This is a genomic window from Armatimonadota bacterium (assembly GCA_017993055.1).
Taxonomy (GTDB): Bacteria; Armatimonadota; UBA5829; order DTJY01; family DTJY01; genus JAGONM01.
In genome coordinates this window covers 1-25561 of record JAGONM010000042.1, presented here as the reverse complement: position 1 = coordinate 25561, position 25561 = coordinate 1, and the positions used below count along the sequence as shown (strand labels likewise).

The following is a 25561-nucleotide window of genomic DNA, read 5'->3' as shown; positions in this document are numbered from 1 at the left end:
GCCCGAGACCTCGATAGCACTGGCGTACGACTTCGAATAGGCCGATCCAAGCACACTGTGAAGGTCAACCCAGCTCGATTCCGATCCGCTCCAGAGGCTCGCCCGGTCTACATAGCCAATGGTGGCGTGTCCTACCTGCAACCCGTGCGATACGCCCTGCGCCTCGGATGCGCTGCTGCCGATAGGATTGAGATCCACAAAACTCGCCGTCGAACCACGCCAGAGTCCGGCGTGGTTCGACCCATCTATCTTGGCATAGCCAACCTGCTGCCCGTGTGAGACGCCGGACGCGGAAGACTCCCGATATCCCACCGGATGTATGTCGACCCAACTCTCAGCAGTTCCGCTCCACAGGCTGGCGTGTTTGATCATCTGTGTCAGGTGAAGATCCTTGACCCAGCCAACCTGCTGTCCGTCAGAGACAGCATACGCGATGGAATTCCCCAGCGTACCGGGGTTCAGGTTCACAAAGCTGGCCTTCGTGCCGGACCACAGGGCTGCCAGCGCGCCACCGGATATAGATAAGCTACGATATCCGACCTGCTGTCCTTCAGACATGCCAAAGACGTCCGAGGCGTCACCGCCTGGATGGAGATCCACCCAACTCGAAGCCGATCCGCTCCACAGGACGGCGCGGGTGCAGTTGTTGACGAACGCATATCCGCCCTGCTGCCCACCGTAAGCGCACCTGGCATACGACTCGTAGCTGCCGGCTGGGTTGAGGTCCGTGAAACTCGCGGCCGTTCCGTTCCACAGGCTTGCGTGGAATGAACCGTTTGGGTAGTCGCCAACGTACGCCCATCCGACCTGCTGTCCTCCCGAAACCCCCAGGGCTCGGGAGGTGATATGCACAGTGGGATGCAGCTTGACTACCTCCCAGTCGGCGAAGGCGGAGGTGGTTGAGCCTATCAAGGCAAGCAGTACGGCAAGTCCGATCAGGCACTTCCTGTTCAATGTGAGTCTCCTCGGGGTGGGATCATCAGCGGGAGAGCCGGTCCGCCTACCAGCTATCTATGCAAGATTCGTGCCAAAACGGGCGTCAGTCCGGCAATACCACCAGCGAACAGACGGCAGAAGGGGCGGGAGTACAACTCCCGCCCCAACTTCGCAGCCCTGGCCGGCACGGAGCCACGGCCACTATAACATCTCGTCGGCGATGGTCTGGAAGAACGGCAGGGCGTACTCGCCGTACTTCGGGCCGGCGGTGCGGCGGATCTGGACGACGATCAGGTCGTGGTCGAGGTCGACGCGCAGGATGCAGCTCGACGCCGAGCCGTGACCGATCGTATGCGGGCCGAAGATCAGGTCCTTCGGGTCGAGCGACATGAACGGCGCGCCGGGCTTGTGCTCGGGCATCCAGGTGAGGCCGATCCCCCAGTCCACCTTGATGCCGGGGTAGTACTTGCTCAGGTCGGTCGGCAGGAGCGTCTCGAACGTCTCCCTGGAGATGAACTGCTTGTCGCCGTAACTCCCCCGGTTCGCCCAAAGCTGCGCCAGGATGCCGAGTTCGCGGGAGGTCAGATTGGCCCCGTACGCGAGGTCGTCGAGCGGCACGTCGTTGATCCCCATCGGGCGGAAGAGGTCCTCGTGGAAGAGGCGGACGATGCTCTTGCCGGTCATGTACTCCATCGCCTTGGCCGCGAGGTCGTAGCCCATGCCGTTGTAGACGTGCTGGCGGCCGGGATGGACTGCGGCGAGTCCGTTGAGCGCGACATTGTCGAGCCAGGGATTGTGGATGCCGCCCCACTCGCCGTGCCCCTCGAAGCCGCTGGTGTGGGTGAAGAGCTGGCGGTAGGTCAGCATGTGATCGCCCTTCGTCGGGAAGCCGGGGACGACCTTGCCTATGGGGTCGTCGAGCTTGCAGTATCCCTGGTCGAGGAACCGGCTGAAGAGCATGCCGCTGACGGCCTTGGTGATCGACATCACGTCGGTGCGGTAGTCGAGCCCGACCGGCCCGAACGCGGCCTCGGTGACGATCACCCCGTGCCTTGCCACCAGGATGGTGAACGGCTCACCGGAGTCCTCCGCCCACTTCTTGCAGATGGCGTCGATCTTCTCCTTGGCATCGGGCTGCATCCCGGCCTCGGCGAGCTTCCCCTCGTGGAGGACGGGGAACGGCTTGTCGAGCGTCTTCGGCGCGGCGAGCTTCCTGGCCTTGTCCGTCAGGCCAAGAAGCTTCAGTTTCAGGGCAAGCTGATAGTCGTCGGCCAGGACCGCCGCTGACTCGGTGACGGTCGCCGGAGCACCGGTGGGCTTGGCCTCGAAGAGAGCTGCCACGAACTTGGCGCCGTTCTCGGTCTCAATGATGGCGTCGCGAAGGATGCGATCCGCGTCACTCGATGCTCGCTTCTCGATCTCGGCCCAGGTCTTCTCATCGAACGGCTTGCCCGGATACGGCATCGTGACCTTCGCCGTGCCGTCGAGGCCGATGCCTTCCGGAGGATCGCAGTAGGTGGTCACGGCTCGGCGGACCGGCGTGCCGTCCTTCATCTTGCCTTCGAGGTAGACCATGTACCGTCCGGGCTTCTCGGCCGCCTTGACTTCGTTCAGCGACGAATCGAACCAGCGCACGGTGAGCGGGATGTCGCCCTCCAACTCCTTCACTCGATCGGGATGACGCCATTCGAAGGCCGGCGGCCCCATCCATCCGTTCCAGAAGACATATCCGTTCCAGGGACCGACGGTATCTATCTCCTCGCGGAGGAACGCCCTGGCGTTCTCGGCGGCCTGGATCTCGGCGGTGATCTCGTCGGCCTTCGCGCTGGCATAGACCTCCATGATGAGCGCCCATCCACCGATGCCGTTCTCGACCTTGGCGAGGATCGAGTTCGCGCCCTTCTTGAGCCTGACGCTGAAGCGGTCGGAACGGGCGACGGCGGCGCGCTGGATGAAGTTCTCGTGCGCGAGCTTGCCATTGACCCAGACCTTGACCGCATCATCTGAGCCGAGGAAGAAGAGCGCCTCCTGGGCCTTCGGCGACTCGATCTCGGTGTAGGCATAGGCGAGCTTGTAGTCGGTGTCGGTGTATTGAGCGATGAAGTCGAGGACATCGCCGTCGAGCTTGACGGACTTCGCGGCGACTCGGATGGTCTTCGCCGCCTCGCTCGATGTGAGGACGACGGTATCCGGCTTGATGCGCGACTTCGACTCACCGCCTAGGGACTTCAGATAGTCAATATCGAACGCGCCCCGGTCCTTCTGGGTCGCCGGGCGCTCGGGGTTCGGGAACGGGCCGAGGATCGTCCACTGCCTGATGTAACCCTCGGGCTTGATTCCGGCTGCCGACGCCGTTGTCGCCAGGCAGCATACGACCAGTAAGCATATCGCAAGTCTGACTTCCATCTAACTCCACTCCTCCTCCAAAATCGCGTATATCAGCATGTCACGCCATTCGCCCTTGATCCAGTCGGTCTTCAGGAGGTGTCCATCCCGGCGCATGCCGCACTTCTCTGCCACTCGGATCGAGCCGAAGTTCTCGGGGTCGATTCGGGCGAAGATGCGGTGCGAATCCCACTCCCGGAAGCCGAAATCAATGAACGCGCGGGCGGCTTCGGTTATGTAACCGTGGTTCCAGCAGTCGGGATGGAGGCAGTAACCGATCTCGGCCTCGTGCATCCGGCCGTCCCTGCGCCAGATTCCGCCGGCGCCGATGAACTCACCGGTGTCCTTCCGCACGATGCCGAGATGGACTTCCTTCTGCGGATCGTCACCTCGACCTGCCTGCGCCCGCCGTACGAAATCCTTGGAGTCCTGCTCGGTATTCGGCCCCCAGGCCATGAAGCGGCAGACGACTGGAATGCTCGCGTACCGATGGACGCCAACCCAGTCGTCCTCCTCGATGTCTCGAAGGATCAGACGCTCTGTCTCGATCCGAATGTCAGCCATTGGGGATACCTCCGATCTTATCATAGCTTCAGATCCGAGGCCTGGTCAAACGGCGTGTGCCGAGCACTGCCGCCCACTACCAGTCAGTGAACTTGGGAGGCCATTCGATCGGCTTGCCACAGAACACTGCCTCGATCGCCTTGACGGCGTCCGACTCTATCGCCGTGGCCTTCAGCAGGAGTTCCTGCTCGCGGGCACGGACCTCGGGCGTCCAGTCGGCGATCGACTTTCCGCTCCACGGACCGAAAAAGGCTTCCTTGCGCTCATATGAGGGCGGCGTCAGCAGGTTGATCTCTTCCTCGTAGAGGGAGATGACGCGAGCGAGCGAGTCCCGTTCGTCCCCGGACACGTCATCGAGGTGACCGCGGAGGTACTCCACCGCCGCCATACGGGCGTCCACCAGGCTGCAGAAGCACCACCAGCTTACGAAGAAGAGCGACTCGCGCTCCTTCTCGGTCCATTCGTCGTAGCGGCCAAGGTCCTCCGCCCACTGTTTCAAGGCACGGAAGCCGTAGAGGTATCCACCCCTGCCCATGTGGTCACCCAGACCGTTAGGCCGGTCCCAGTTGCGCACGGCGATCCGCAGGCTGTGCATCAACTGCTCCCGGGGTGGAAGCGGCTTGTCGTGGCCCTTGAAGATCACCAGAAACCCGGGCAGATCGTCGAGGGCATGCTTCTCGGTCTCGGGATTGCGGTAGGTCTGCAGGAGCACGACCTTGCCACCCTCCTCATAGCCCTTGATCACGGCTATGTTCCAGGTCTTGTCGTAGGCGAGAACGGGCCAGCCGGCGTTGATCGACTTCACTACATCAGGCCCGAACCGTCCCATCTTCGGCTCCTTCTCGTTCAGGTGAGCCTCCGTCCGGAAGCGCCAGCCCGACGACTGGAGGAACCACTCGTCCTCCTCGGGGAACTCGCCGACGCAGCTCGACGGGCACCAGCGCTGATAGTCCGCCGGGCCCTGATACCACCTCGTGCGGAATGCAATCCCGTTCAGCCCCATGATCGTGGCGTAGTCGAAGGGGTGATCGGTCAGGCTCAGTGCGGCTTCGAGGGCACCGCAGTAGGTACATTCCTTCCTCATGCCCCATCCCAGATTGGGGATGTTCTCCAACACCCGACTCGTGAACTTCTCGTCGGGCGCGTTCTCGTGCAGGTAGTCGCCAACCATTTCCAGCATCCTCTCTTTCAGCCGCTTCCTTGAGGTGTACAGCCGGCTCTTGACGGTCGAGACCGGTACATCCAGGAACCCGGCGATGTCATCATGGGAGTAGCCGTTGATGTAGAAGAGAGTGGTAACCGCGCGCTCGTGCTCGGGAAGGGATCGGACGGCGGCCAGCACCGCGTCCCTAATCTCGCTCTGCTCGACAATCCGGTCGGGGCCCGGCTCGGCGGACTCGACGTCGAGGACCGACTCCAGCGGAACGGTAGGGAGCTTCTTCCCTCTCGTCAGCCGCGAGCATTCGGTGAAGACGATGCGCCGAAACCAGCCTGCAAAGGCGTTCGGCTCGCGCAGGCTGCCGAGTTCGCGGTACGCCTGGATGAACGCATCCTGCGCGGCGTCCTCAGCGAGGTCGAAGTCGCCGAGGATCGAGTAGGCGTAACCGCAGGCCATGTCCTGGAAGCGCTGGACAAGATGACCGTACGCCTCCAAGTCTCCTGACTGGGCTCTTGTGATTGCGGAGTGCAGTTCGTGCATGGCAACTCCATTCTACATCGGAAGGTCTCCTGTCACAAAGAGCCATCCCGGGCCGACAAGGTTGACGAGAGCGCGTCATCTTGCCGCCGTCGCGATCACCTTGATCTGGGCGTCGTTGAGCTGGGCCGAGCAGAAGAGCGTGAAGCCGCGGTGGCCCTCCTTGCGGAGGAGATCGAGCTGCTGCTTGATGATCCTGGCATCCTGGGAGACGGTCGTCCTCTTGCCGCCGATGCTCTTCGAGGTATACAGCGACAGGCCGGGGTAGAAGGTCGAGAGCTGATCCGGCGTGACGGATGCGCGGTGGAGGTCGAGCGACTCCTTCAACTCGCGGATGTCGTCGAAGTAGTCCATCGGGCAGACGAAGTCCATCAAGCCCTCGTTGAGCCATGCCTGCCCGTCGCGGGAGACAGTGTACGGCTCGTTCGCATTGAACCCGCCGGCCGCCGAAACCGCCAGCTTCGGGTTCTTAGCCTTGACCGCCTCGCGCACGCCACGCACCAGTTCGGCAATGCGGTTGCACTTCCACCGGATCCACGCGACGCGTCTGGCGCGCATGGGATCGGCTCCTGAGGTCACGCCGGATTCGGACCGTAGCCATTCGACGATTCCGCGGACCATGCGCGGGGGACCGCTCGTAGGTGAGGTGCAGGCGTTGAAGCATACGAGCACCGCCCGGCCGTTCACGATCACCGCGGGCTCACCGGAGTCGAAGCGGGCGACGACCTGGCCGCCGTCGAGCGCCAGTATTCCGTTGACATTGACCTTCAAGGCCTCGCGAGGCAGGCACTTCGTCAGTGGATGGCTTCCCTCGGCGGTGATCGTGCGCCAGCCGGTGGCACGCCACTTGCTCTCGGGCTTGACCCCGAACAGCTTGTGCAGCTCCGGATTCTCGCCGGAGGTCAGGCCGTCGATGCAGACGACGCTTCCGCCGCGCTCGACGTACCGCTCGATGGCGGCGGTCATCTCGGGCGAGGAGTTGTAGTAGGTGGAGAGCACCAGGCATCCGGGCGCTCTGAGGGCATCGACAAGCTCGGGCTTCTCGGAGATGAACGAGAATCCGACGCCGGAGCGGTCCATCAGGCTCTCGACCCAGGTCTGCTCCCAGACGCGTGACTTGTGTCGCTCGGAGTGCATCACGCGGAGTGGGAACGGCTCGTTCTTCACGAGGCGCTCACCGCCGTCGAGGAAGTTCCGAGGGTCGAAGCCTCCGGCCTCGATGAATCGCTCCAGGCCGAGTTCGGAGTAGTCGTAAGGCGTGCCGTAGTATCGGATGTAGTCGAGGTGGACTCCGTCGATGTCGTACGCAAGGCCGTCCCTCATCACCGAGAGCAGGTAGTCGTTCACGCCCGGCACCTGCGGTGAGAGGAAGTAGGTCTGGTCCATGCGCTTGCCGTCCATGTCGGTGCAGATCCAATCGGGATGCCCGGGCGCGAGGCCCTTCACTCCCTCATAGTAGACACAGTACCAGGCGTGAACCTCGATCCCCAGGCCGTGCGCCTTCTCGGTCAGGTACGCGAGCGGATCGAGCTTGTCATTTGCGGCGACGTTGTGCAGAAAGTGGGACGACTTGTGCATCACCGAACCATGCGCCATGACGTTCGGGAGAATGAGATTGATCTTCGCGCGCCGGCACTGGTCGAGCAGGTCGTCGGCCTTCTCTCTGGTGGCGAACGAACCGGTATCGACCCAGATCGCACGGACCTTGAACTGCGGCTCGGCGATAACGGCGGCGGTCAGGGCGGGCAGCAGGATGATTGCGAGGCAGATGGTTGTCTTGAGCATGTGTCGGCTCCTCTGATGTACTCTACGTTGCGGAGGTCCCGCGTTCCTGCCCGGTCAGGAGGATGCGACGGCACATGCGATGAACGGATGGAGTGGTAGGTGAGAGAGAGCCCGAGGAGGTCATGCATCATGAAGACTGGGATTATCTTCGCAGTAACGATCGTCGCCATATCGCTTTCGCTTGCGTCACTTGGCGCCGCGCTTACGATGGAGGCTCAGGGCGAGAAGGCCGAAGCGCTCGGGATCGTATCCCCGGCCGTGATCCGCAGCCTGAAGAAGTCGGTCCCCCGAGAACAACTCGTCGCCGCCCTGCTGGCCGACGCCAGGATGAAGCCCGTGATACTCGAGGAAGGGGCCAAGCGCGGCATCGCGGCGGGTCGGATCGGCACTCTGGCGACCAAGCCTCTGCCTCGCACCCTGTCGGGTGACGCCGTGACCGCGGCGGCTCAGATGAAGGCCGAAGAGATGGACTATGCCAAGATAGACTGGTCGGCGGGGATAGACATGACACCTACCGGCATACCGACCTACGGCTCGAGGAGATGGAAGGTCGCCACGCTGACAGTCAGGAACGCCACGTTCACGACCAGTCAGCCCGATGCATTGACGATCTCCACCGGCGGCAACTCGACCATGTCCCAGGTCATCACATGCGACCTGGAGCTTCCCCTGGAGCCGGCCATGTACGCTGTCACTATTCGGCTCGTGCGGAGCGACGGTTATCTCGACTCCCGCTGGATCACTTATGAGAAAGCGGGCCACAAGCCGATACAGGCGAGTTGGCACGATATCTCGAAGCAGCGCACATGGTCCGGGAGTCAGGTCGAACTGGTGACGATTCCGGAAATCAACGGATATGCGGCGATCATCCGGGCCGACCCGGTGGGCTCCACCCAGTTCGAGAACACGGGCATGCGGAAGGTGACCTCACGGTTCACGCTATCCTTCTACCCCTTCGCGCAACTGACGACCACCCCGCTGGACGATCAGGTCTTCGGCGGCATTTCGATCATGAGATTGTGAGTAGATCATGAGAGCGCTCATTGTGATAGCACTGATCTGCATTGCATCGGTTGGCGCTCAGGCATCTGTTGTGGATGTGACGCGCTTGAAGGAGCCGCTCGTCGCCAACGATGCGTCGAAGGCCGAGCAGAACACGAAGAGGATCGCCCGGATCATGGAGTCGGTCCCGGCGGGAGGGGCGGTCTACTTTCCCGCAGGCGACTACTACTTCCACGGAAGCGCGCGGGTCAATCGCGGCACGATCGAGACCACTCAAGCGGGCCAGATCATCTACGGCGCCGGGGCTGATGTGACGAACGTCATCCAGACCGACGGCCGCAGGGACTTCGGCTTCAGATGCCGCCCGGGCCTCAAGCGCGTGCCGATCGCCACAGTGCGCATCCGTCACAAGGGGTGCCGTATGCGCGACCTGAGCGTGCTGGTCGATCCGAAGCTCCCAGAGGGCGTCATCGAATCGGCGGCGATCCAGCTTGCCCACATCAAGTACCGCCCGGACAACCAGATCGGCGTCATCGAGACCACCGGCAGGGGAACCGACTTCCTCCTCGACTTCGTCAACGTCACCGACGTGAACGTCGGCCGCAACCTCGGCGGCGGGATCATGAGCAGCCGGTTCTTCGAGGTGGGAGTGGACATCATCGGCTCCGGCGGTGAGGTCAAGGTGCGCAACATGGACCGGCTCGACGCGAGGATCGGCGTCAGGCTCGACAACGGCAACCACTGCGGGCAGGGCGGCTACTACTGTGACAACCTCAGCATGATCGGCAGGCACGGCGTCACCAGCGGCGGAGTCTTCTTCGACTGGGTCGGCGGGCAGGCGCCGTTCATCCGGAACTGCAACGCGCTGCACATCAGGGGGATGCACGCGGGTCCGCTCGGAAGCACCGGCGACCGGCTCGATCCGACTTGCGAAGGCGAGGTCTACCGCCGGCCCGACAGAACCTGGGACTGGATCACCGTGCACGGGCACTCGGTGCCTGATGAGCCGAATCCCGCCCAGCGGACCGCCTGGTACGGTCTGCCAAGGCAGATCACCGTCACCCGCGTGGCATCCGAGGCGAGGACCGGCGGCGCCGAGTGGATCGAGGGCAAGGACTTCACGGTCGAGACGGACACGCAGCCGGGCGACCTCCAGCACGCGTCGAAGATCCACTGGAAGACTCAAGGGCCGAAGCCTGGGTCGGTCTACTACGTCCAGTTCGCTCAGCCAAAGGAGTACCGGGTCCACGACCTCCAGTGGGGCTGCATCATGAACTGCCAGCTGGGCGAAGCGCTGCAGGGCGGTCCGGACGGCTACGCGCTCAAGTTCTGCGATCAGGGCTACGGGTATCTGAATCCCGACTTCGGCTTCCGGGTAGGCTACGGCTTCTTCATCACCAACAACTTCGTGTTGAACGGCCCGTTCATCTTCGACGGGGCCGTGGACTACATCCGCATGGAGGGCAACACGACCGGCGTCTGCGACATCAGGATTCGGGGAGCGGCGGAGAACAGAGTGGCGAGCCGGATCAGCCTCTCGCACAACCAGTTCAACAGCGCGCTGATCGGCGACTACGTGGCACAGATCAAGCTCGAGGACAACGAGACCGGCGGCATCATCAGAGTCGAAGCGCCGAGCTACGCCGACTTCATCACGATCAAGGGCAACACGCTCGTCGCGCCGGGGACTCACGCGGTGGACATCTCGGGCAGAGTGCACAACCTTCGCGTCCAGGACAACGACGTCCGTCTGTGCGACGGCGAGGGGATTGTCATCGTCGGCGCTAGAGACGGTTTCGTCACCGGCAACAACTCCTCCACCGGCATCTCGATCAAGGCCGGCGAGCGACTCGGTGTGCACGACAATATCGCGGACTACATCGAGCCGAAGTAGCACACTCACTCCTCATGGAAGTACCCCTTCTCCTGCGCATCCATGAAGAGCTTCTCGGCGAACTCGGCCAGTTTGGGTGCTCCCTGCTCGAGGACCGACATGTTCAGACTCGTGACCTGCTCGGCGGTGACGTTGTGCTCCCGCCACGGACCGCCCTGGTTGGCGTGGTTCAGCATGATCGGCTGCAGGCGGTCGAGCGCCCGGGCGAACCACGACTCGGGGGTAATCCGCGCCTCGAACTCGTCCCAGAGAGCGCGGAACTCCGACGCCTGGTCGTCCGGGAGCATGCCGAAGAGCCGGTCCGCGGCGGCCTGCTCGGTCTCATGCGCCGCCTCGCGAGCCGCCGTCGAATAGATGAACGTGTCCCCGGCGTCGATCTCGACGATGTCGTGGACGAGGACCATCCTCACGGTTCGCAACACGTCGATCGGCTCGGCGGCGTACTCGGCGAGGAGCATCGTCATGACCGCCAGGTGCCAGGAGTGCTCGACGTCGTTCTCCCGCCGCGAGCCGTCGGTGACCCTGCTCTGGCGCAGGACGTGCTTCAGCTTGTCGATCTCGAGGACGAAGTCTATCTGTTTGGTCAGCCTGTCCATTGCTCAATGATACACGGTACGGGCGCAGTCGTAAAGCGGACCGATGCGCTATAATGGGCTGAACCGTCCCGGGCGGTTGAAACCGCGGCAACGAGAACGCGAAGTGGCCCTGCAGACACTGGAGATACTATGCGGATCGAGCTTCTGGCGCCGGCCAAAGATGTGGAGTGCGGGATCGCCGCGATCGACAGCGGGGCCGACGCGGTGTACATCGGCGCTGCTCGGTTCGGCGCGCGTGAGTCCGCCGGGAACAACCTCGACGACATCGCCGAACTCGTGCGCCACGCGCACAAGTTCTGGGCCATGGTCTACGTGACGGTCAACACACTCCTCCGCGACGATGAGATCCCCCAGGCGGTCCAGATGATCGAGCAGCTCCACGTACTAGGCATTGACGGCCTGATCATCCAGGATGCCGGCCTGCTGGAGTGCGATCTCCCGCCGATCCCGCTCATCGCCAGCACCCAGATGCACAACAATACGCCGGAGCGAGTCGCATTCCTCGGGCAGATCGGCTTCCGGAGGGCGATCCTGGCGCGGGAACTCACACTCGACGAGATAAGCGCGATCCGGGCGGCGACCGACATCGAACTGGAGTTCTTCGTCCACGGCGCGCTCTGCGTCTGTTACAGCGGACAGTGCTACCTCAGCTATGCGCTCGGCGGACGGAGCGGCAACCGGGGGCAGTGCGCTCAGCCATGCCGGAAGCCGTACACGCTGATCGACCGGAACGGCAAGATGCTGGAGTACAGGAAGCATCTGCTCTCGCTGCGCGACCTCAGTCTGTCAGGGAGCCTGCGCGATCTGATCGAGGCGGGCGTCTGCTCATTCAAGATCGAGGGCCGGCTGAAGGACAAGGCCTACGTGACCAATGTTGTCTCATACTACCGCCGGGAGTTGGACAAGCTTGGCGTCCAGAGGGTTTCCTCAGGCCGGAGCACAATTGACTTCGCGCCGGATCTGACAAGGACGTTCAACCGAGGCTACACGGACTACTTCCTTCACGGGCGGACGGAGAAGATCGGCTCACCGGATACCCCCAAGATGATCGGCGAGCCGATCGGGCCTGTGCTCAAGGTCAGCCGCCGCGACGTGATGATCGACACCGCCATCCCACTCCACAACGGCGATGGGATCACCTGGTTCGACCGGCAATGCAGGCTTCGGGGTACCGTGGTGAACGGCGTCAAGGGCAGGACGATCGTGACCGACAAGCCGGTGAGCATCGAGCCGGGCACGATGCTCTACCGCAATCACGACCACGAATTCCTCGCCCGCCTTGAGAAGTCGAGGCCCGAGCGGAAGATCGAGATCCGGCTGGCGCTGAGAGAAACACCCGACGGCCTCGAACTGACGGCGGTCGATGAGAACGGGAACACCGCTGAGTTCGCGCTCCCCTGCGAGAAAGAAGCCGCGCAGAAACCCGAGCAGGCGCTGGAGAGCATCCGCAGGCAGCTCGGCAAGACCGGAGGCACGGATTTCGAGGCATCGGAGGTGAACTTCGAACTGGCCGAGGTCCCGTTCGTCCCGATCTCGGCACTCAACACGATCCGTCGAGGAGTCCTGGAAGCGCTGGCGAAGGTCCGCGAGTCGAACCGTCCGATCGTCAGAGGCGGGCCGGTCCGGAGCGACTTCCCCTACCCCGCGACCGAGTTGACCTTCGAGGGGAACGTGCTCAACAGCAAGGCGGAGGAGTTCTACCGGCGGCACGGCGTGACGAAGATCGAACCGGCGGCGGAATCGGGCCTCGATATGCGCGGAAGACGGGTGATGACGACCCGCTACTGCATCAAGCACCAGTTCGGCCTCTGCCCGAAGGACGGCGCGCAGAAGCTCAAGGAGCCGCTGACACTCGTCAATGAGCAGGGCAATACCCTCGAGTTGCGCTTCGACTGCGCCGGGTGCCTGATGGAGGTCTATCTGACGAACGGCTGACGACCGGTTCCCAGCGGCTTCAGACGAATGGAGAATCTAAACTCGTGCGGACGCAGGAGATAGTGCTCCCAGGGGCCTGGGCCGCAGGAAGCGGAGCCGACACCGTTGTGCCGATAGTCCAGGTTCAGCTCGATGAAGTCGCGCGGAGCCAGTTCGTGCGCGTGAGTCGCAGCCTCAAGATCCTCGGTCGCAAACCGGCTCGCGCTGAAGTCGAGCGTCGGCGCTCCTGTCGCCAGCAACCCCGATCCGCCGGTCTCCGTCAGGGCGACCCATGATACGTCCGTTCGGTTGCCGTTGTCCTGCGGGAAGACGTAGGGCGTATGCAGGTCGTCAACACTCATCGCCCAGCGCCCGAAGCGCCCGGCCTGCTTGGTGTCCACATATGACTCGCCGGGTCCGCGCCCGAACCAGGTGACCCGTTCCAGCGACTCCGGGACAGTCATCTGCAGACCGATCTTCGGGAGCGTCTCAGGCCACTCGCCGGTGGGTACGCCGTGAACCGCGATCAGAACCTCTCCTTCGCCGTTGATCTTGTAGACGTACTCGCACTCGAACGCTCTGTCGTAGATCGGCGGGGCGATGCGTGTGCCAACCATGATGCGGGCCGCGGACGGGCTGATCTGCACCGCTTCGACCGACTCGGTGCGGTGCTGGAGGGCGTGGAGCCACGAGTCCCGCCAAGCCTTCGCGTTGGTCCAGGACCGGTCGTTGTTCGTGGTCGCGCGCCAGAAGTTCAGGCGCGGACCGGTCTCGATAAGGCGCACCCCGTTTGCAGTCCAGTCGGCGATGACGGCATTGATCTTGTCGAACGTGAGCTCGAACCCCGGTCCGGAGAGATGGATGGTGTTCGGCGAGTCATCCATGGCGAGCGGCGGATGGAACGTATGTGACACATGGGACGCGTGGGACGGCAGCTTGAACTGCGACCAGGCGACCTCGTGGCCGCGCTCGGCCCAGATCGTGTCGCGCGCAAGGACGAATGAGAGCGTCAGGTAACACTCCACCCCGGGACAGGCATGCGGGACCTGGTAAGGCACCGTCACCCTCGCCGACTTCCCGGCTTTGACGTGCGGGAGTTTGACGGTCCCGCTCTTGACGACCTCTCCGTCTGTGGTAACGGTCCATGAGACGGCGAGGTGATCGAGCGAGGCGAAGTCGTAGCGGTTGGTGATCGCGAACTTGCCGGCCGCGAGGTCAACGGCCTCGACCTTCACCGGCTCGATGACCTTCTTGTACTCAGTCAGGCCCGGGGAAGGCGTCCGATCGGGGAACACGAGCCCATCGCAGATGAAGCAGCCGTCGTTCGGCACGTCGCCGAAATCGCCGCCGTAGGCGAAGAACTCCCGGCCTTCGCTGTCAACGGCCCGGATGCCGTGGTCAATCCATTCCCAGATGAACCCACCCTGAAGGCGCGGATACTTGTAAATCGCGTCCCAGTACTCGAGCAGACCGCCCGGACCGTTGCCCATCGCGTGGGCGTACTCACAGAGGATGAACGGCTTATCGAGATAGCCTCTCGGACCGTCGTACTCCCCCTTGCCGATGGCGACGACATCGCTCAGATGTGTGTACATCCGGCTGTACACGTCGGCGGTCTGCAGTTGGTAGTCGCCCTCGTAGTGGATCGGTCGGTCGTCGAGTTCGCGCGCCTTCGCGGCCATTGAGTGGTGATTGCGGCCGAAGTTCGACTCGTTGCCGAGCGACCACATGATAACCGAGGGATGATTCCTGTCGCGCAGGACCATGCGCTCCATTCGGTCCACGCATGCCTGCTCCCACTCGGGGTCGTTCGTCGGGTTGCCTCTCCAGTCCGGCTGCATGCCGAACCCGTGAGTCTCGAGGTCGCACTCGTCAATCAGGTAGATTCCGTAGTAGTCGCAGAGGTCATACCAGCGCGGGTCGTCGGAGTAGTGCGACGTGCGGACGGCGTTGACGTTGTGGCGCTTCATGAGCAGGATGTCCTGCACCATCGCCTCGACCGTGAGCGCGCGGCCGGTGTCGGGATGAAACTCGTGGCGGTTGACGCCCTTGAAGGTGATAGGCACGCCGTTAAGGAGCAGGTTGCCGCCATTCATCTCGATCTCACGCAGGCCGACCTTCACCGGCGTCGTCTCAATCGCTCTTCCTCTCGTGGTTCTGAGCGTGATGAGCAGGGTGTAGAGATACGGGCGCTCCGCCGACCACATCCGGGGCTCGACTACGGGTATCAGCACCTCGACCCCAGCGTCGCCGTCGGCCTTGGCCTTGACCATGGCGGTGGCCCGCCCGGCTTCATTCCCCTCCGCGTCGCAAAGCACGGCATCGAGGAGGCAGTTGGCTGCCTTCGACGCGTAGTTGCGCACTGCGGCCCCCACCCTGAGAGTGGCGTCCCGATAGGCCTCGTCGAAATCGGTGCTCAGCTTCACGTCCCAGAGGTGCGTCTTCGGTGCGGCGATAAGCGAGACGTCACGGAAGATGCCGCTCAGCCACCACATGTCCTGGTCCTCGCAGTAGGAGCCGTCGGACCACTGGTAGACGCGCACGGCGGCGGTGTTCATCCCCGGGCGCACGTGCTCCGTCACATCGAACTCGGCGGGGATGCGGCTTCCCTTGCTGAACCCGACCATCCGCCCGTTCACCCAGACGTAGAATGCGGAGTCCACCCCCTCGAAGCGGAGGAATACGCGACGATCGGACCAGTCGTCGGGGACGAAGAACTCGCGGCGGTAGGAGCCGGTCGGGTTCTCCGTCGGCACTCGCGGCGGGTCCACCGGGAATGGGTACTGGACGTTCGTGTAATGCGGACGACCGTATCCCTCGATCTGCCAGTTCGACGGGACCGGGATCTCGTCCCAGGCGCACACGTCGAAGTCCTCCTCGTAGAAGTCCTGCGGGGCCTCGGCGGGCGTCTCGGCGTAGTGGAACTTCCACCGGCCGTTCAGGGATTGCACCCAGGGCGATGCGCCGGTCAGCGCCGATGCTTCGTCGGGGAACGGGAAAGTGTACGCCCGTCCCGGTAGGCGGTTGATGTGCACTACTTCGGGGTTCTCCAAATCGTTCCGGCTCTTATTCATGATCGTACTCCTACTCATACTCAAAAGGTGGTCAGGCCGGCACAGAGGCACGGCCCCTACACCCAAACCGGGCAAAGCATTGGCGATTGGGGCCGAATGCCTGGCGTGGTCCGATGGGCCAATGCTTAGCCCCTACAGGTGTGTCCGCAACTAGTCTGCGTGCTCTTCGTAGAATGCCTCGTAGTCCTCCAGGTTCTTCCTGAGGAGCGCGGGCGTATCGAGACCGTAAGGGCAGTGTTCGCGACAGTAACCGCACTCCGTGCAGTCCTCGATGCGGTACATCTTCTCGTGCCAGGCGTCGGTCATATACAGTTGGTGCGGCATCCGGCGGAGGAGCAGGCTCATCCGCGCGGCCATCGAGATCGGTATCTCCGACGGGCAAGGCAGGCAGTATCCGCATCCCCGGCAGAAATCGCCGGCAAGTTCGCGCCGATCCTGTTCGATCACGGACCGGAAACCGTCGAGCGAAGGAGGATCGGCATCGAGCGCGATGAACTCCTCCAGCTCGGACATCCGCTGGATTCCCCAGATCGGGACTACATTCTCATACTGGCGGAAGAAGGCAAACGCCGCCCGTACGTTAGTGATGAGCCCGCCGGAGAGCGCCTTCATCGCAATCAGACCGACGTCCGCCTCGCGGCATCGGTCGATCAGCGCCAGGTCCTCGTCGGACGATATGTAGGAGAGCGGGTACTGGATCGTCTCATAGAGTCCTGACTCCAGCGCGGCAACTGCCAAGTCGCGGCGGTGGTTCGTGAATCCGATGTGGCGGATCATGCCTTTCTTCTTCGCGATGAGCATCCCGGCGTAAGACGAATCCGGGTCGTCCGGATCGGGCAGCGCGCCGGGGTTGTGGAGTTGGAGGAGGTCAACATAGTCGGTGCGCAGGTCGCGGAGACTCCTTTCAAGCTGCTCCGTGAGACCAGCCCGGGTCGTGGCGCCGCTCTTGGTGGCGAGGATGATGTCGCCGCGCACGTCGGAGAGGGCGCGGCCGAGCTTCTCCTCGCTGTCGGTATACATGCGGGCGGTGTCATAGAAGGTGATGCCCGCGTCGTAGCCCCGACGCAGGATGCGGACGGCCTCATCCATGTCCGCGCGCTGAAGCGGCAGCGCGCCGAACGAGGTCCGCGTAACGGTCAGATTCGTGCGCCCGAGTCTGGTTGTCTCCATAGGTTTGAACCGATTACTTCACCAGGTTCTCGACCGGGGACCAGAGGTCGGTCAGGATGGGGCCTTCGTCGGACCAGTTCTGCTTCGTGACCAGGCAACTCATGATGTACCGCGGGTCAATGCTCGAATCCGCGGGAAGCGTCACCTTGCGCGCGGCTGCTCCTGCCTCGTCGAGGGTCAGAGAAGCCTCGCGTCCCTTCTGCGCGGTCATGAGTATATTCCCGCTCCGGTGGCCCGCGAATGCGCTCATGTTGCCGAAGACCGACTCAATCGTCCGCGCCTCGAAGCCGTACAGATCATTGTCAATCCACATATTCGTCACCATCACCCCGTCGGGCACGAGGGCCTGCCTGACGTTCGACAGGAACTCCGCAGTCGTGAGGTGGAACGGCATGTAGTTGTCGTTGAAAGCGTCTACGATTACCCAGTCGTACTTCGGCTTGTTGTTGGCGATCACCCAGTTGACGAACGACCGCCCGTCCATGGCGTACATCCGCACGTTGGTGCTCGGCCGCCAGAAGAAGTACTTCCGCGCAGCCGTGATGACCTCGGGGTCTATGTCTATGGCATCTATCTCGACGCCCGGGAAATGCCTCTCGAGCGTGCGAGGGATCACGGCCCCGCCGACGCCGATCACGCAGACCCGCTTCGGGATCGAGCCGTAGAGAAGCCCCGCGAACGCAAGGTGGCTGTACTCCATGACGCTTCGGTGCAGATCGCGCATATCCACTATCGTCTGACCTGCAAAGTAGCTGCTCTTGCCAAAGGTCATCTCACGCAGAGGACCCCGCTGGGTCACGCACAGGTGATGGTAAGGAGTCTCCGTGCGGATCAAGACGGTGTCCCGATCAGGCGGGTATTTCTCGAGTTCGTTACGCGCGAGGGCCGAGTCTGCATCGAGACTGGGCCGGATCCGGGACGGGTCCACGGTACCCGAAAACTCCTCCGACAGCGAATACTGGTAAGCCTTGAGTTCCTTGTGTCCGTGACGAACCGGCGATTTCACCACCGCCGCTGCCGCGACGACCACGACCAGGATCGCGGCCCCTACCGCGAGGGCATTTCGGCCAGCGAGAAGCATCGCCACTATGACGGCTATCAGCGACAAGATGACTCCGCCACCAACTATCACATATGTCATGGGCATGCCGGGTATCAGCACGAAAGCTGTTACCAGACAGCCCAGGAAGCTCCCAACCGTAGAGAGGGCATAGAGGATTCCGGCGCGGCTCCCAGCCTCGGAGTGAGTCCTGGTAGCGATCTGTATCGCGTACGGGGAAACCATGCCGAGCATTACCATCGGCAGGCCGTAGAGAATGACGGTCGCGATCAGCGATCCCCATTTGACATGAACTCCAGTATTGTAGAGCCAGTTCGATAGGGCATCCTGATAGAGAGGGGTGGCCGCAACGTAGATCCCCGCAAGAACCGCGACGAGTACCGGAACGAGGTATGATCTGAGTCTCTGAGTCAGACTACCGCCAAGGGCATACCCGACCGCCATGGCAAGAAGGAATATCGCGATCACACTTCCCCAGACGTAGATCGAGTTGCCGAAATACGGCGCCAGCACCCTCGCCCCGACCAGTTCAGTCAGCATTACGAACCAACCGCATGAGAACACGAGCAGCCAGAGCGCGAACGAACTCATCAGGGTGGGCGACTGCGCGGCCGAAGAAGCGGAAGCCGGCGCGGGGGAACGCTTCGTTGAACGTGGCATGCTTTACCTCTTGCCGAGAGTAGTTGCGTCGAGCGGACGACGCTACAGCGACGACCGGCCAATTCTAGCCGTTTTCGGCGGGGTCGTCAACTGAAGGCAGAGGGCACGTCGGCCCTTCCGACGGAACACGGCGATCCACCCGAACTCCTCGGTTGCGTCCATTTGACCGTGCCGCCGGCCGCGCTGCGAAGCGACCTCACCGGTCGGAACATCGCGCGTCGGCTACGGGCCCCGGACCGGCACCGCCCTTCAGAGTCTTCGCACCTGATCTGCAGCACCCACTCAGGAGGTTCAGAACAGACTGCCGCGATTCAGGACTTCGTCTGGATCGAAGAGCAGCCTGAGCGACCGCATCTCGGCGACCGCCTCGTCACCGTACATCATCCGCAGGAGAGGCACCTTTATCTTCCCGATGCCGTGCTCGGCCGAGACCGATCCCCCCAGCCCCACGATCTGACGCGCCCAGTCCAGGTAGAGCATCTTGCCCTTCTCGTACTCCTCGATGCTTCGGGGCAGTATGTTCACGTGAACGTGGTTATTGCCTACATGACCGAAAACTACCGACTCGAGACCTCTGCCCTCGAGATCCGCACCGTACATGGCGATGACGTCTTCCAGGCGGTCATCCGGGACGGACATGTCGGTGCCGAGCTTGGTCAGTTCCGGGCAGTCGCGCTTGCGCCGATCGATCAGCAGATTCACCGCCTCGGGAACGGCATGGCGGAACGCCTTCAGCGGCTCGAGTTCGCGGTCGTTCGTCGCGTACCAGGTATCCTCGTCGCTGCCGCCCAGCTCGACGATCGCCTCCATGAGCGCCATGATCGGCTCCTCGATTTCCTCCTCCGCGTCGGCATGAAACTCAGCGTACACGGCGGTGTGGTAATCCGGCTTGAGCGCCGGAATCCTCTCGAAGGCCGACGACTCCGATCTCATGCAGCGGAGCAGATCGAGGGCGTCGTGGTTGAAGAACTCAATGCCCACGGGGCGCATCGGCAACTGCTCGCGGAGTATCCGCACCAGCTTCAGGGCGGCCTCTTCGGTCGGCAGGAAGACGGTCAGCCCGTTGATCGCGCCCGGTCTCCGGATCAGCTTCAGTTCGACCTCGGTGATGATGCCGAGCGTACCCTCCATGCCGACGAGCAGATCGAGAATGTCCATACCGTCGGCAACGTAGTACCCCGCCGCGGACTTCACGTTTGGAACCGAATACAACGGCAGATCGCCGCCGATGGTTCGTCCACCTTCGGTCGCCAGGGAGAATGACCGCCCCTGCGCGAGGCATTGGCCCCTGCGGACGGCTATCAGATCACCATCGCTGAGGACCATGCGGAGGGACTGCACCCAGTTGCGGGTAGGGCCGTAGTGGAAGGTGAGCGCGCCTGACGCATTGCAGGCGACCATTCCGCCGACGGATGCGGTCGTTTCGGTGGGATCAGGCGGAAAGAAGCGCCCGGATCCCTTGACGGCTTCGCGGACGTCGTCGAGGATCGCACCCGGCTCGACGGTGATGAAGTCGCCGCTCACATCGCCGATTCGGTTCATCCGGCTGAGGTTGAGGACGTGGCCGCCCTGGGGAACCGCGCCGGCGACGATGCCGGTCCTTGCGCCCTGGACGGTGATCGTCCCACCTTGAGCGCGCACTTCCTTCACGACTTCGATGACCTCGGCCTCGCTCGTCGGGAAAGAGATCGAGTCGGCCGTGCCTATGCGCCGAGACTCGTCGCGGAGGTAGTCTTCGTATTCACTTGTCCATGGTATGATCGAGCCGCTCACGTAGCTTCCTTCCCGTCTTGCTCTCATCTTACTAGTCGCTGAGATACCCCCACCAACCGTACACCTTCTCTACGAGATCAGGTTGGAGGATACGCTTGATCAGCTCCTTGCGGACCTCGTCCTTGCTGATGCCGGGACTCTGAGCGCGAATGCTCGCCTTCACCCGCTGTCGGACTGCCTGATTATGCTCGAGAGTGAGGCGCATCTTCTTCCACTCGTACTGGTCCATTGCAGAGCCTCGTGTCTCATTCTACCACAGGGGACGTCCTGGAAGACACGGGGCACTTCGCCTTGAGGTGCTTGTCGAAGAAGCCCACGACGATTGGGCGTAGGTCGTACGGTAGCGGCTTCTTCGCCCAGGTCTGCAGATCGAACGTATGGCCGACCCCCTCGATCATGATCAGTTGGTGTTCGACGCCGTGCTCCTCGAGCTTCTTCGCCAGTTCGGTCGCCTGATCGCGGTCTACGGTCGCATCGGCGGTACCGTGCAGGATGAGCGTCGGAGGGCAGTTCATCTTAGACACATGGTAGACCGGCGATCCCAGCTTCCAGGCGTCCGGGTCCTCGTCACGCGTCCTCTTCATCAGCGCCTGAGTGGTGTACGTGATTCCGGTCGGAGTGCCGTTGTCGTCGGGTTTCTGCCGGGTGAGCAGGTTGGTGATGCCGTAGAGGTCCACGACGCACTGCACCTCGTCGGAGACAAGCGGGTACGGAGAGGCCGGTTTGAGGAACGGTACATGACTCGTGTAGGCCACCATGAGCGCGAGGTGTCCTCCCGCCGATCCGCCGATGACGCCGATGTGACCGGCATCTATCTGGTACTTGTCGGCGTTGACCCGCAGCCAGCGGACTGCGTTCTTGCAGTCGCGCAGGTTCGTAGGCCAGCACTTGCCGCGTTCGAGTGTGTAGTTGATGCTGACGGCCACGTAGCCGGCTTGGGCGAACGCGGTGCAGTTGTTGAATGCACGACCCTCGGCCTTGTCACCTCCAACCCATCCGCCGCCGTGGATGAACACGATGGCGGGCGAGCGGATGTCCTTCGCACGGTCTGCGGGGAGGTAGAGATCGAGTTTCTCTTCCCGTCCCGGCGCGAGATACGACACGTCCTGCCTGATAATCACTCCCTCGGGCGCGGGCGGCAGGACAGGCTTCGGCGGCGGGATAGATGCCGCCTGCACTCCGAGCGCAAGCGCGGTCAGCAGCAACAGGCACACTGGGCAGTAGTTGAGCATATGTATTCCTCCGCAATCGAGCGCGTGCCGCCCCGGCAGCGTCTTCTCACTTCCGTTGACCGGAGCGGTCGTCCGTCCGAACGGCACGTACGGCCCGGAAACCTGCGTTGCCGGGCGCGTGAGTCTTGGGCAGGGCGAAAACTCCCCCGTGGTAGACGACCCAGTAGGCATGAGCCTTGTCTTTCTCTGTACTCGTCCAGTAGTACGTCACCTGCGAGTTCGTATCCCAGAGCGGCGACTCCTTGTCCGGCCGGAGTCGGTATCGCGCACTTCCGGTTGCCGTATCCCATATCCCACCGCAGTTCCGTCCGTGCTGGGACAGTGACCTGACCAACTCATCAGCCGTTGGCAGCCGCCAGATGTTCTGCGGCGTCTCGCAGATGATCCCGCCATCGACGGACAGGTACGCGCAGCGCTTCGACGCTTCCCACCACGATACACCGCCCTGGCGCTCCCATCCCGGGCCGGCGCCGACCCACTCCAGCACCACGCCGTTTCCATGCACGATTCGCGTGCCCCGGTTCCCGTCGTCAACCCTCTGCAGCACGCCGACCGCCATCTGGCATCCGGATACGGCGATCACCAGCACAGGAATCCCACCCATGATCCACGCCGATACCCGCCGTGGTCGGGGATCACCAAGAAGAAGCATCAACCCCAGAGCGACGGGAAGAGCCGTGAACGTCGCCACAATGGGCCAGTTGCCCGACGTGACGCGGAAGTTACCGCTCAGCACCCACAGCGCAACGAAGACCCCCATGAGGCCAAACATCGCCATGCCGATCCTGGGGCGATGGAGCGACAAGACACCTGTGGCGGCGACCGCCAGACCGGGCAGCAGGTACAGGGAGTAATGGAAGAGATTGCCGGCCAGGCTGCCGTGCCACCAACCCTCGTGGAAGCCCTCGACGGCGCCCCAGAACCCCCAGAATCCCGATATCAGCGTACATATGACCACAGCGGTCCAGCCGACTATTCTTCCAAACATGCCAAGCACTCTCGATCGAACGACTCAGCCGTCGGACGGACCCGACTCCCAGCCGATGTTCTGCCCCCAATCGTCGGCCTTCCGGGCGACCGCCCATACGAGATCACCCTTCGCGATTGTGCAGCCTTCCCGGTCGTCGCCGCACTGTTCGGCCCGACGGCAGAATGCCTGCGGCTACTCGAGATCACAAGGCGCGATGCCGATCTCCTCCGCCATCAACCCTCGAGCAGGCGTCGTCTTGCACTAGTATACCAGATGACCGCGCGGAAGCCCTTCCGTCAGTGCAGAGCAAAGATGATGAAGGAGACGAGGAAGACAAGGGCGAGGAAGAAGTTGCCGAGGATGCCGGCCAGCGAGCCCAGGAGACTCGCTGCCGCCGCACAGAGGGCATGGAACTGGCTCCGGCCTCGAGCCAACTCCGCGACCAGCACACCGACGAAGAGGCCGATGATCCCTCCAAACGGGGGAAAGACGAGCAGTCCGACGACGAGTCCGACCAGACCCCACATCGTGGCGCGGCGGCCGGCACCCCCGTAACGTGCACCGAGCATCCCGGCAAGGTAGTCCACCAGCACCGAGAGCAGGACGATAGCGAACAGGATGGCGAGTTCCCAGGGATGAAGGTGCTCCCAGTGATTGACGAAGCCGAAGACAACGGCGACGACGAACATGAGCGGTATCCCCGGGATCATAGGAAGCAGGACCCCGGCCACCCCGGGAAGCATCAGTAGAGCAAATATGGCAATCAACGTTCCGTGAGACATGACAGACTTCTCGCTCGCATTATGTCCATACCCGGCGCACGCTTGTCAAGGAATAGGTGGCTCCAGCGCCGAACGCTGACTGTGCGACACGCTCATCGAAAGGACCGATCCATTGAGAAATCTTCGCCTACCCGCAGTCATTGCGCTCATGCTGATATCCCTGCCGCTCTGTGCCCGGCCGACACAGCCGCTTGTCATCGAGGGCGTTCGGGAGGCCAAGGACTGTGCCTACAACTGGACCTCTTTCCACTACGTTCCGTTCGAGGTGCCCGACGGAGTGACGAGGCTCACGATCGAGCGCCAGATGACCACCGAGCCTTCGGGCAACGTCGGACTGGCCACATACGTCTTCGACCCGCGGGGGGCCGGATTCGTGTACAACGGGTTCCGAGGCGCGAGGGAGTTCGGGAGCGATCCGATCGTGATCACTGCGGACAAGGCAACCACGACGCTGCGGTTCTACCCGGGCCGGATTCAGCCCGGACGCTGGCAGATTGCCCTGCATTTCAGATGGAAGGGCAAGGACGTCCAGCGCGTCAGATACAAGTACACGATCACATTCTCGTTCGACGGTCCGAAGGCCGACGCGATGCCGAGGATCTCCTACGACCCGGTGATCAACGCGCAACCCGGCTGGTATGCCGTGGACTTCCACAGCCATACGATACACTCCGACGGCGCGGGGACGCTCGACGAAGTGGCGGCATTCCACGCGGCGGCCGGCTACGACGCCTTCAACAACACGGACCACAACACCATGACCGCACAACTCGATTTCCCGGAAGTCGGGGCGAAGCACCCGAGCATGCTTCTGCTTGCGGGCGAAGAGGTGAGTACCTTCAACGGGCACGCGAACGTGATCGGAGCAGAGCCGGCCGACTGGTACGACCCGCGGATGGTTCCCGGCGACGGGCGGCTCCCGATGCTGCTGGAGAAGGTGCACAAGGACGGCGCGCTGTTCAGCATCAACCATCCGTTCGCGGGCAAGCTCGGGTGGGCGTTCCCGCCCGAGGAGTGGGAACAGGTCGACGCGATCGAGATCCTGAACGGCGGCTGGTTCGGCGCGGACGACCGGCAGGCGGCCGATCTCTGGGACAGCCTGCTGAAGTCGGGCAGACACATCACCGGCGTCGGCGGGTCGGATACGCATGCCAAGACGGCAGACCTGAAGGTGCTCACGTGGGTGTGGGCGGAAAACCTCTCGCGGGAGGCGATCGTTGACGGCGTACGAAACGGACGCGCGTTCATCTCCTACCAGAAGAGAGGCCCGCTGCCGTATATTTCGGTGCCGGGGACTTCGGCGCTACCGGGGGATGCGGTCCGCATCGGGAAGCGGGAATCGGTACCGGTGCAGATACGCGTCGTGGGCGGCAAGGGTATGACCCTCCGGCTGATATGGCAGGACGGCGAGACGAAGATGCCTCTGGAGAGGGTCTTCTCCCGCATCGAGTACGACGTGCCGGTCGGCCCGAAGCTCAAGAGATCCTACGTGCGGCTGGAGGTGCAGAGGGCAGATGGAGTGGTCTTTGCGCTCACAAACCCGATCTGGTTCGAGCGGTAGGCAAGCACCCACCTGCCGGACGTCATCCTGAGCAGGGCGAAATCCGTTGACGGAAGGGCGATTTTCGGGTATAATGTTACCGTAGAGAGCCCGCGAAACGCACCTTGATACTCTCCTTTCCCACCTCAAAATGTGCGGGCTGAGCAATGTGGGGGCGAATGGAGTTGACAGAGCGATAGCAGCATGAGTTGCGCGCCGAGGCGCCGCTGGCCTCGTAAAAAGCGGCAAAGCCTATAAACGGCACAAACAGCTACGCACTGGCCGCCTAATAGGGCAGCCCGTCTGCCCGATCCCCTCCGGCGGGGTCGGTTCCAGGCGTAACAAATGCCGGATTACCTGACGGACCTCGCTCGGGGAGCCTGAAGGGACACTAAATCGAGCTGGCGCAGAGGTATCCCGCCCGAGGGAGACCGAAGCGCGAGAACCAAATCTCGGGATACGCTCGTAGATGCTCATGTGCGCTGTTCTCTGGACCGGGGTTCGAGTCCCCGCGCCTCCACCAAACAA

General features: G+C 62.9%; 18 protein-coding genes and 1 other RNA gene. 5 read left to right on the top strand and 14 right to left on the bottom strand.

The genetic code is table 11. The features are described from left to right. The 5 genes from KBC96_13360 to KBC96_13340 all read right to left on the bottom strand — a co-directional run. A partial coding sequence (locus tag KBC96_13360; GenBank protein MBP6965381.1) for a hypothetical protein occupies positions 1-954 on the bottom strand: 954 nt, incomplete at its 3' end. Between the two features lie 183 nt (positions 955-1137). After that, positions 1138-3342 (bottom strand): beta-lactamase family protein, encoded by a 2205-nt coding sequence (locus KBC96_13355; protein MBP6965380.1) that lies wholly within the window; start codon positions 3340-3342, stop codon positions 1138-1140. Beyond that, a complete protein-coding gene (locus tag KBC96_13350; protein ID MBP6965379.1) occupies positions 3343-3885 on the bottom strand; it encodes a GNAT family N-acetyltransferase in 543 nt (180 codons plus the stop codon). 76 nt (positions 3886-3961) lie between these two features. Beyond that, positions 3962-5584, bottom strand: a complete 1623-nt coding sequence (locus KBC96_13345) for a sigma-70 family RNA polymerase sigma factor (protein ID MBP6965378.1) — start codon at positions 5582-5584, stop codon at positions 3962-3964. Between the two features lie 75 nt (positions 5585-5659). Continuing rightward, positions 5660-7366: a family 10 glycosylhydrolase gene (locus KBC96_13340; protein MBP6965377.1), complete on the bottom strand. Its 1707-nt coding sequence runs from the start codon at positions 7364-7366 to the stop codon at positions 5660-5662. Positions 7367-7495: 129 nt separating this feature from the next. Between KBC96_13340 and KBC96_13335 the strand changes: the two genes are divergently transcribed. Then, positions 7496-8389, top strand: coding sequence for a hypothetical protein (locus KBC96_13335; protein ID MBP6965376.1), 894 nt, complete (start codon positions 7496-7498; stop codon positions 8387-8389). 7 nt (positions 8390-8396) lie between these two features. Further along, entirely contained in the window at positions 8397-10262 is a 1866-nt protein-coding gene (locus KBC96_13330; protein ID MBP6965375.1) for a hypothetical protein, read from the top strand. 5 nt (positions 10263-10267) lie between these two features. Here the strand turns inward: KBC96_13330 and KBC96_13325 are convergent, their stop codons facing one another. Beyond that, positions 10268-10858 (bottom strand): HD domain-containing protein, encoded by a 591-nt coding sequence (locus KBC96_13325; GenBank protein ID MBP6965374.1) that lies wholly within the window; start codon positions 10856-10858, stop codon positions 10268-10270. Between the two features lie 129 nt (positions 10859-10987). Between KBC96_13325 and KBC96_13320 the strand changes: the two genes are divergently transcribed. After that, positions 10988-12793, top strand: a complete 1806-nt coding sequence (locus KBC96_13320; GenBank protein ID MBP6965373.1) for a U32 family peptidase — start codon at positions 10988-10990, stop codon at positions 12791-12793. Here the strand turns inward: KBC96_13320 and KBC96_13315 are convergent. From KBC96_13315 to KBC96_13280, 8 genes are all read right to left on the bottom strand, one after another. Continuing rightward, positions 12775-15846: a DUF4981 domain-containing protein gene (locus KBC96_13315; protein ID MBP6965372.1), complete on the bottom strand. Its 3072-nt coding sequence runs from the start codon at positions 15844-15846 to the stop codon at positions 12775-12777. The two genes, KBC96_13320 and KBC96_13315, sit on opposite strands and share 19 nt — an antisense overlap. Positions 15847-15996: 150 nt before the next feature. Then, complete coding sequence (locus KBC96_13310; GenBank protein MBP6965371.1) at positions 15997-17016, bottom strand: aldo/keto reductase; 1020 nt, start codon at positions 17014-17016, stop codon at positions 15997-15999. A gap of 13 nt (positions 17017-17029) precedes the next feature. Further along, complete coding sequence (locus KBC96_13305; GenBank protein ID MBP6965370.1) at positions 17030-18736, bottom strand: fused MFS/spermidine synthase; 1707 nt, start codon at positions 18734-18736, stop codon at positions 17030-17032. 291 nt (positions 18737-19027) lie between these two features. After that, a complete protein-coding gene (locus KBC96_13300; GenBank protein MBP6965369.1) occupies positions 19028-20536 on the bottom strand; it encodes an FAD-binding oxidoreductase in 1509 nt (502 codons plus the stop codon). Between the two features lie 4 nt (positions 20537-20540). Further along, positions 20541-20738: a hypothetical protein gene (locus KBC96_13295; protein ID MBP6965368.1), complete on the bottom strand. Its 198-nt coding sequence runs from the start codon at positions 20736-20738 to the stop codon at positions 20541-20543. 16 nt (positions 20739-20754) lie between these two features. After that, positions 20755-21741, bottom strand: coding sequence for an alpha/beta hydrolase (locus tag KBC96_13290; protein ID MBP6965367.1), 987 nt, complete (start codon positions 21739-21741; stop codon positions 20755-20757). Positions 21742-21787: 46 nt separating this feature from the next. Continuing rightward, on the bottom strand, positions 21788-22729 hold the full coding sequence (locus tag KBC96_13285; GenBank protein ID MBP6965366.1) for a DUF1566 domain-containing protein: 942 nt from the start codon (positions 22727-22729) through the stop codon (positions 21788-21790). 278 nt (positions 22730-23007) lie between these two features. Continuing rightward, a complete protein-coding gene (locus tag KBC96_13280; GenBank protein ID MBP6965365.1) occupies positions 23008-23493 on the bottom strand; it encodes a DUF456 domain-containing protein in 486 nt (161 codons plus the stop codon). 112 nt (positions 23494-23605) lie between these two features. Here KBC96_13280 and KBC96_13275 point away from each other — a divergent pair, with 112 nt between their 5' ends. Both KBC96_13275 and ssrA read left to right on the top strand, forming a co-directional pair. Then, complete coding sequence (locus tag KBC96_13275; GenBank protein MBP6965364.1) at positions 23606-25054, top strand: PHP domain-containing protein; 1449 nt, start codon at positions 23606-23608, stop codon at positions 25052-25054. 150 nt (positions 25055-25204) lie between these two features. Further along, positions 25205-25556, top strand: a transfer-messenger RNA (tmRNA) gene (ssrA, locus tag KBC96_13270). Positions 25557-25561: the final 5 nt, after the last annotated feature.

What these genes read in the sequence shown, in the direction of transcription:
- KBC96_13305 (MBP6965370.1), bottom strand. Translation starts at nt 18,736, where the DNA reads ATGCCACGTTCAACGAAGCGTTCCCCCGCGCCGGCTTCCGCTTCTTCG.
- KBC96_13290 (MBP6965367.1), bottom strand. Translation starts at nt 21,741, where the DNA reads ATGCTCAACTACTGCCCAGTGTGCCTGTTGCTGCTGACCGCGCTTGCG.
- KBC96_13355 (MBP6965380.1), bottom strand. Translation starts at nt 3,342, where the DNA reads ATGGAAGTCAGACTTGCGATATGCTTACTGGTCGTATGCTGCCTGGCG.
- KBC96_13330 (MBP6965375.1), top strand. Translation starts at nt 8,397, where the DNA reads ATGAGAGCGCTCATTGTGATAGCACTGATCTGCATTGCATCGGTTGGC.
- KBC96_13335 (MBP6965376.1), top strand. Translation starts at nt 7,496, where the DNA reads ATGAAGACTGGGATTATCTTCGCAGTAACGATCGTCGCCATATCGCTT.
- KBC96_13295 (MBP6965368.1), bottom strand. Translation starts at nt 20,738, where the DNA reads ATGGACCAGTACGAGTGGAAGAAGATGCGCCTCACTCTCGAGCATAAT.
- KBC96_13320 (MBP6965373.1), top strand. Translation starts at nt 10,988, where the DNA reads ATGCGGATCGAGCTTCTGGCGCCGGCCAAAGATGTGGAGTGCGGGATC.
- KBC96_13310 (MBP6965371.1), bottom strand. Translation starts at nt 17,016, where the DNA reads ATGGAGACAACCAGACTCGGGCGCACGAATCTGACCGTTACGCGGACC.
- KBC96_13315 (MBP6965372.1), bottom strand. Translation starts at nt 15,846, where the DNA reads ATGAATAAGAGCCGGAACGATTTGGAGAACCCCGAAGTAGTGCACATC.
- KBC96_13340 (MBP6965377.1), bottom strand. Translation starts at nt 7,366, where the DNA reads ATGCTCAAGACAACCATCTGCCTCGCAATCATCCTGCTGCCCGCCCTG.
- KBC96_13325 (MBP6965374.1), bottom strand. Translation starts at nt 10,858, where the DNA reads ATGGACAGGCTGACCAAACAGATAGACTTCGTCCTCGAGATCGACAAG.
- KBC96_13350 (MBP6965379.1), bottom strand. Translation starts at nt 3,885, where the DNA reads ATGGCTGACATTCGGATCGAGACAGAGCGTCTGATCCTTCGAGACATC.
- KBC96_13285 (MBP6965366.1), bottom strand. Translation starts at nt 22,729, where the DNA reads ATGTTTGGAAGAATAGTCGGCTGGACCGCTGTGGTCATATGTACGCTG.
- KBC96_13280 (MBP6965365.1), bottom strand. Translation starts at nt 23,493, where the DNA reads ATGTCTCACGGAACGTTGATTGCCATATTTGCTCTACTGATGCTTCCC.
- KBC96_13300 (MBP6965369.1), bottom strand. Translation starts at nt 20,536, where the DNA reads ATGAGAGCAAGACGGGAAGGAAGCTACGTGAGCGGCTCGATCATACCA.
- KBC96_13345 (MBP6965378.1), bottom strand. Translation starts at nt 5,584, where the DNA reads ATGCACGAACTGCACTCCGCAATCACAAGAGCCCAGTCAGGAGACTTG.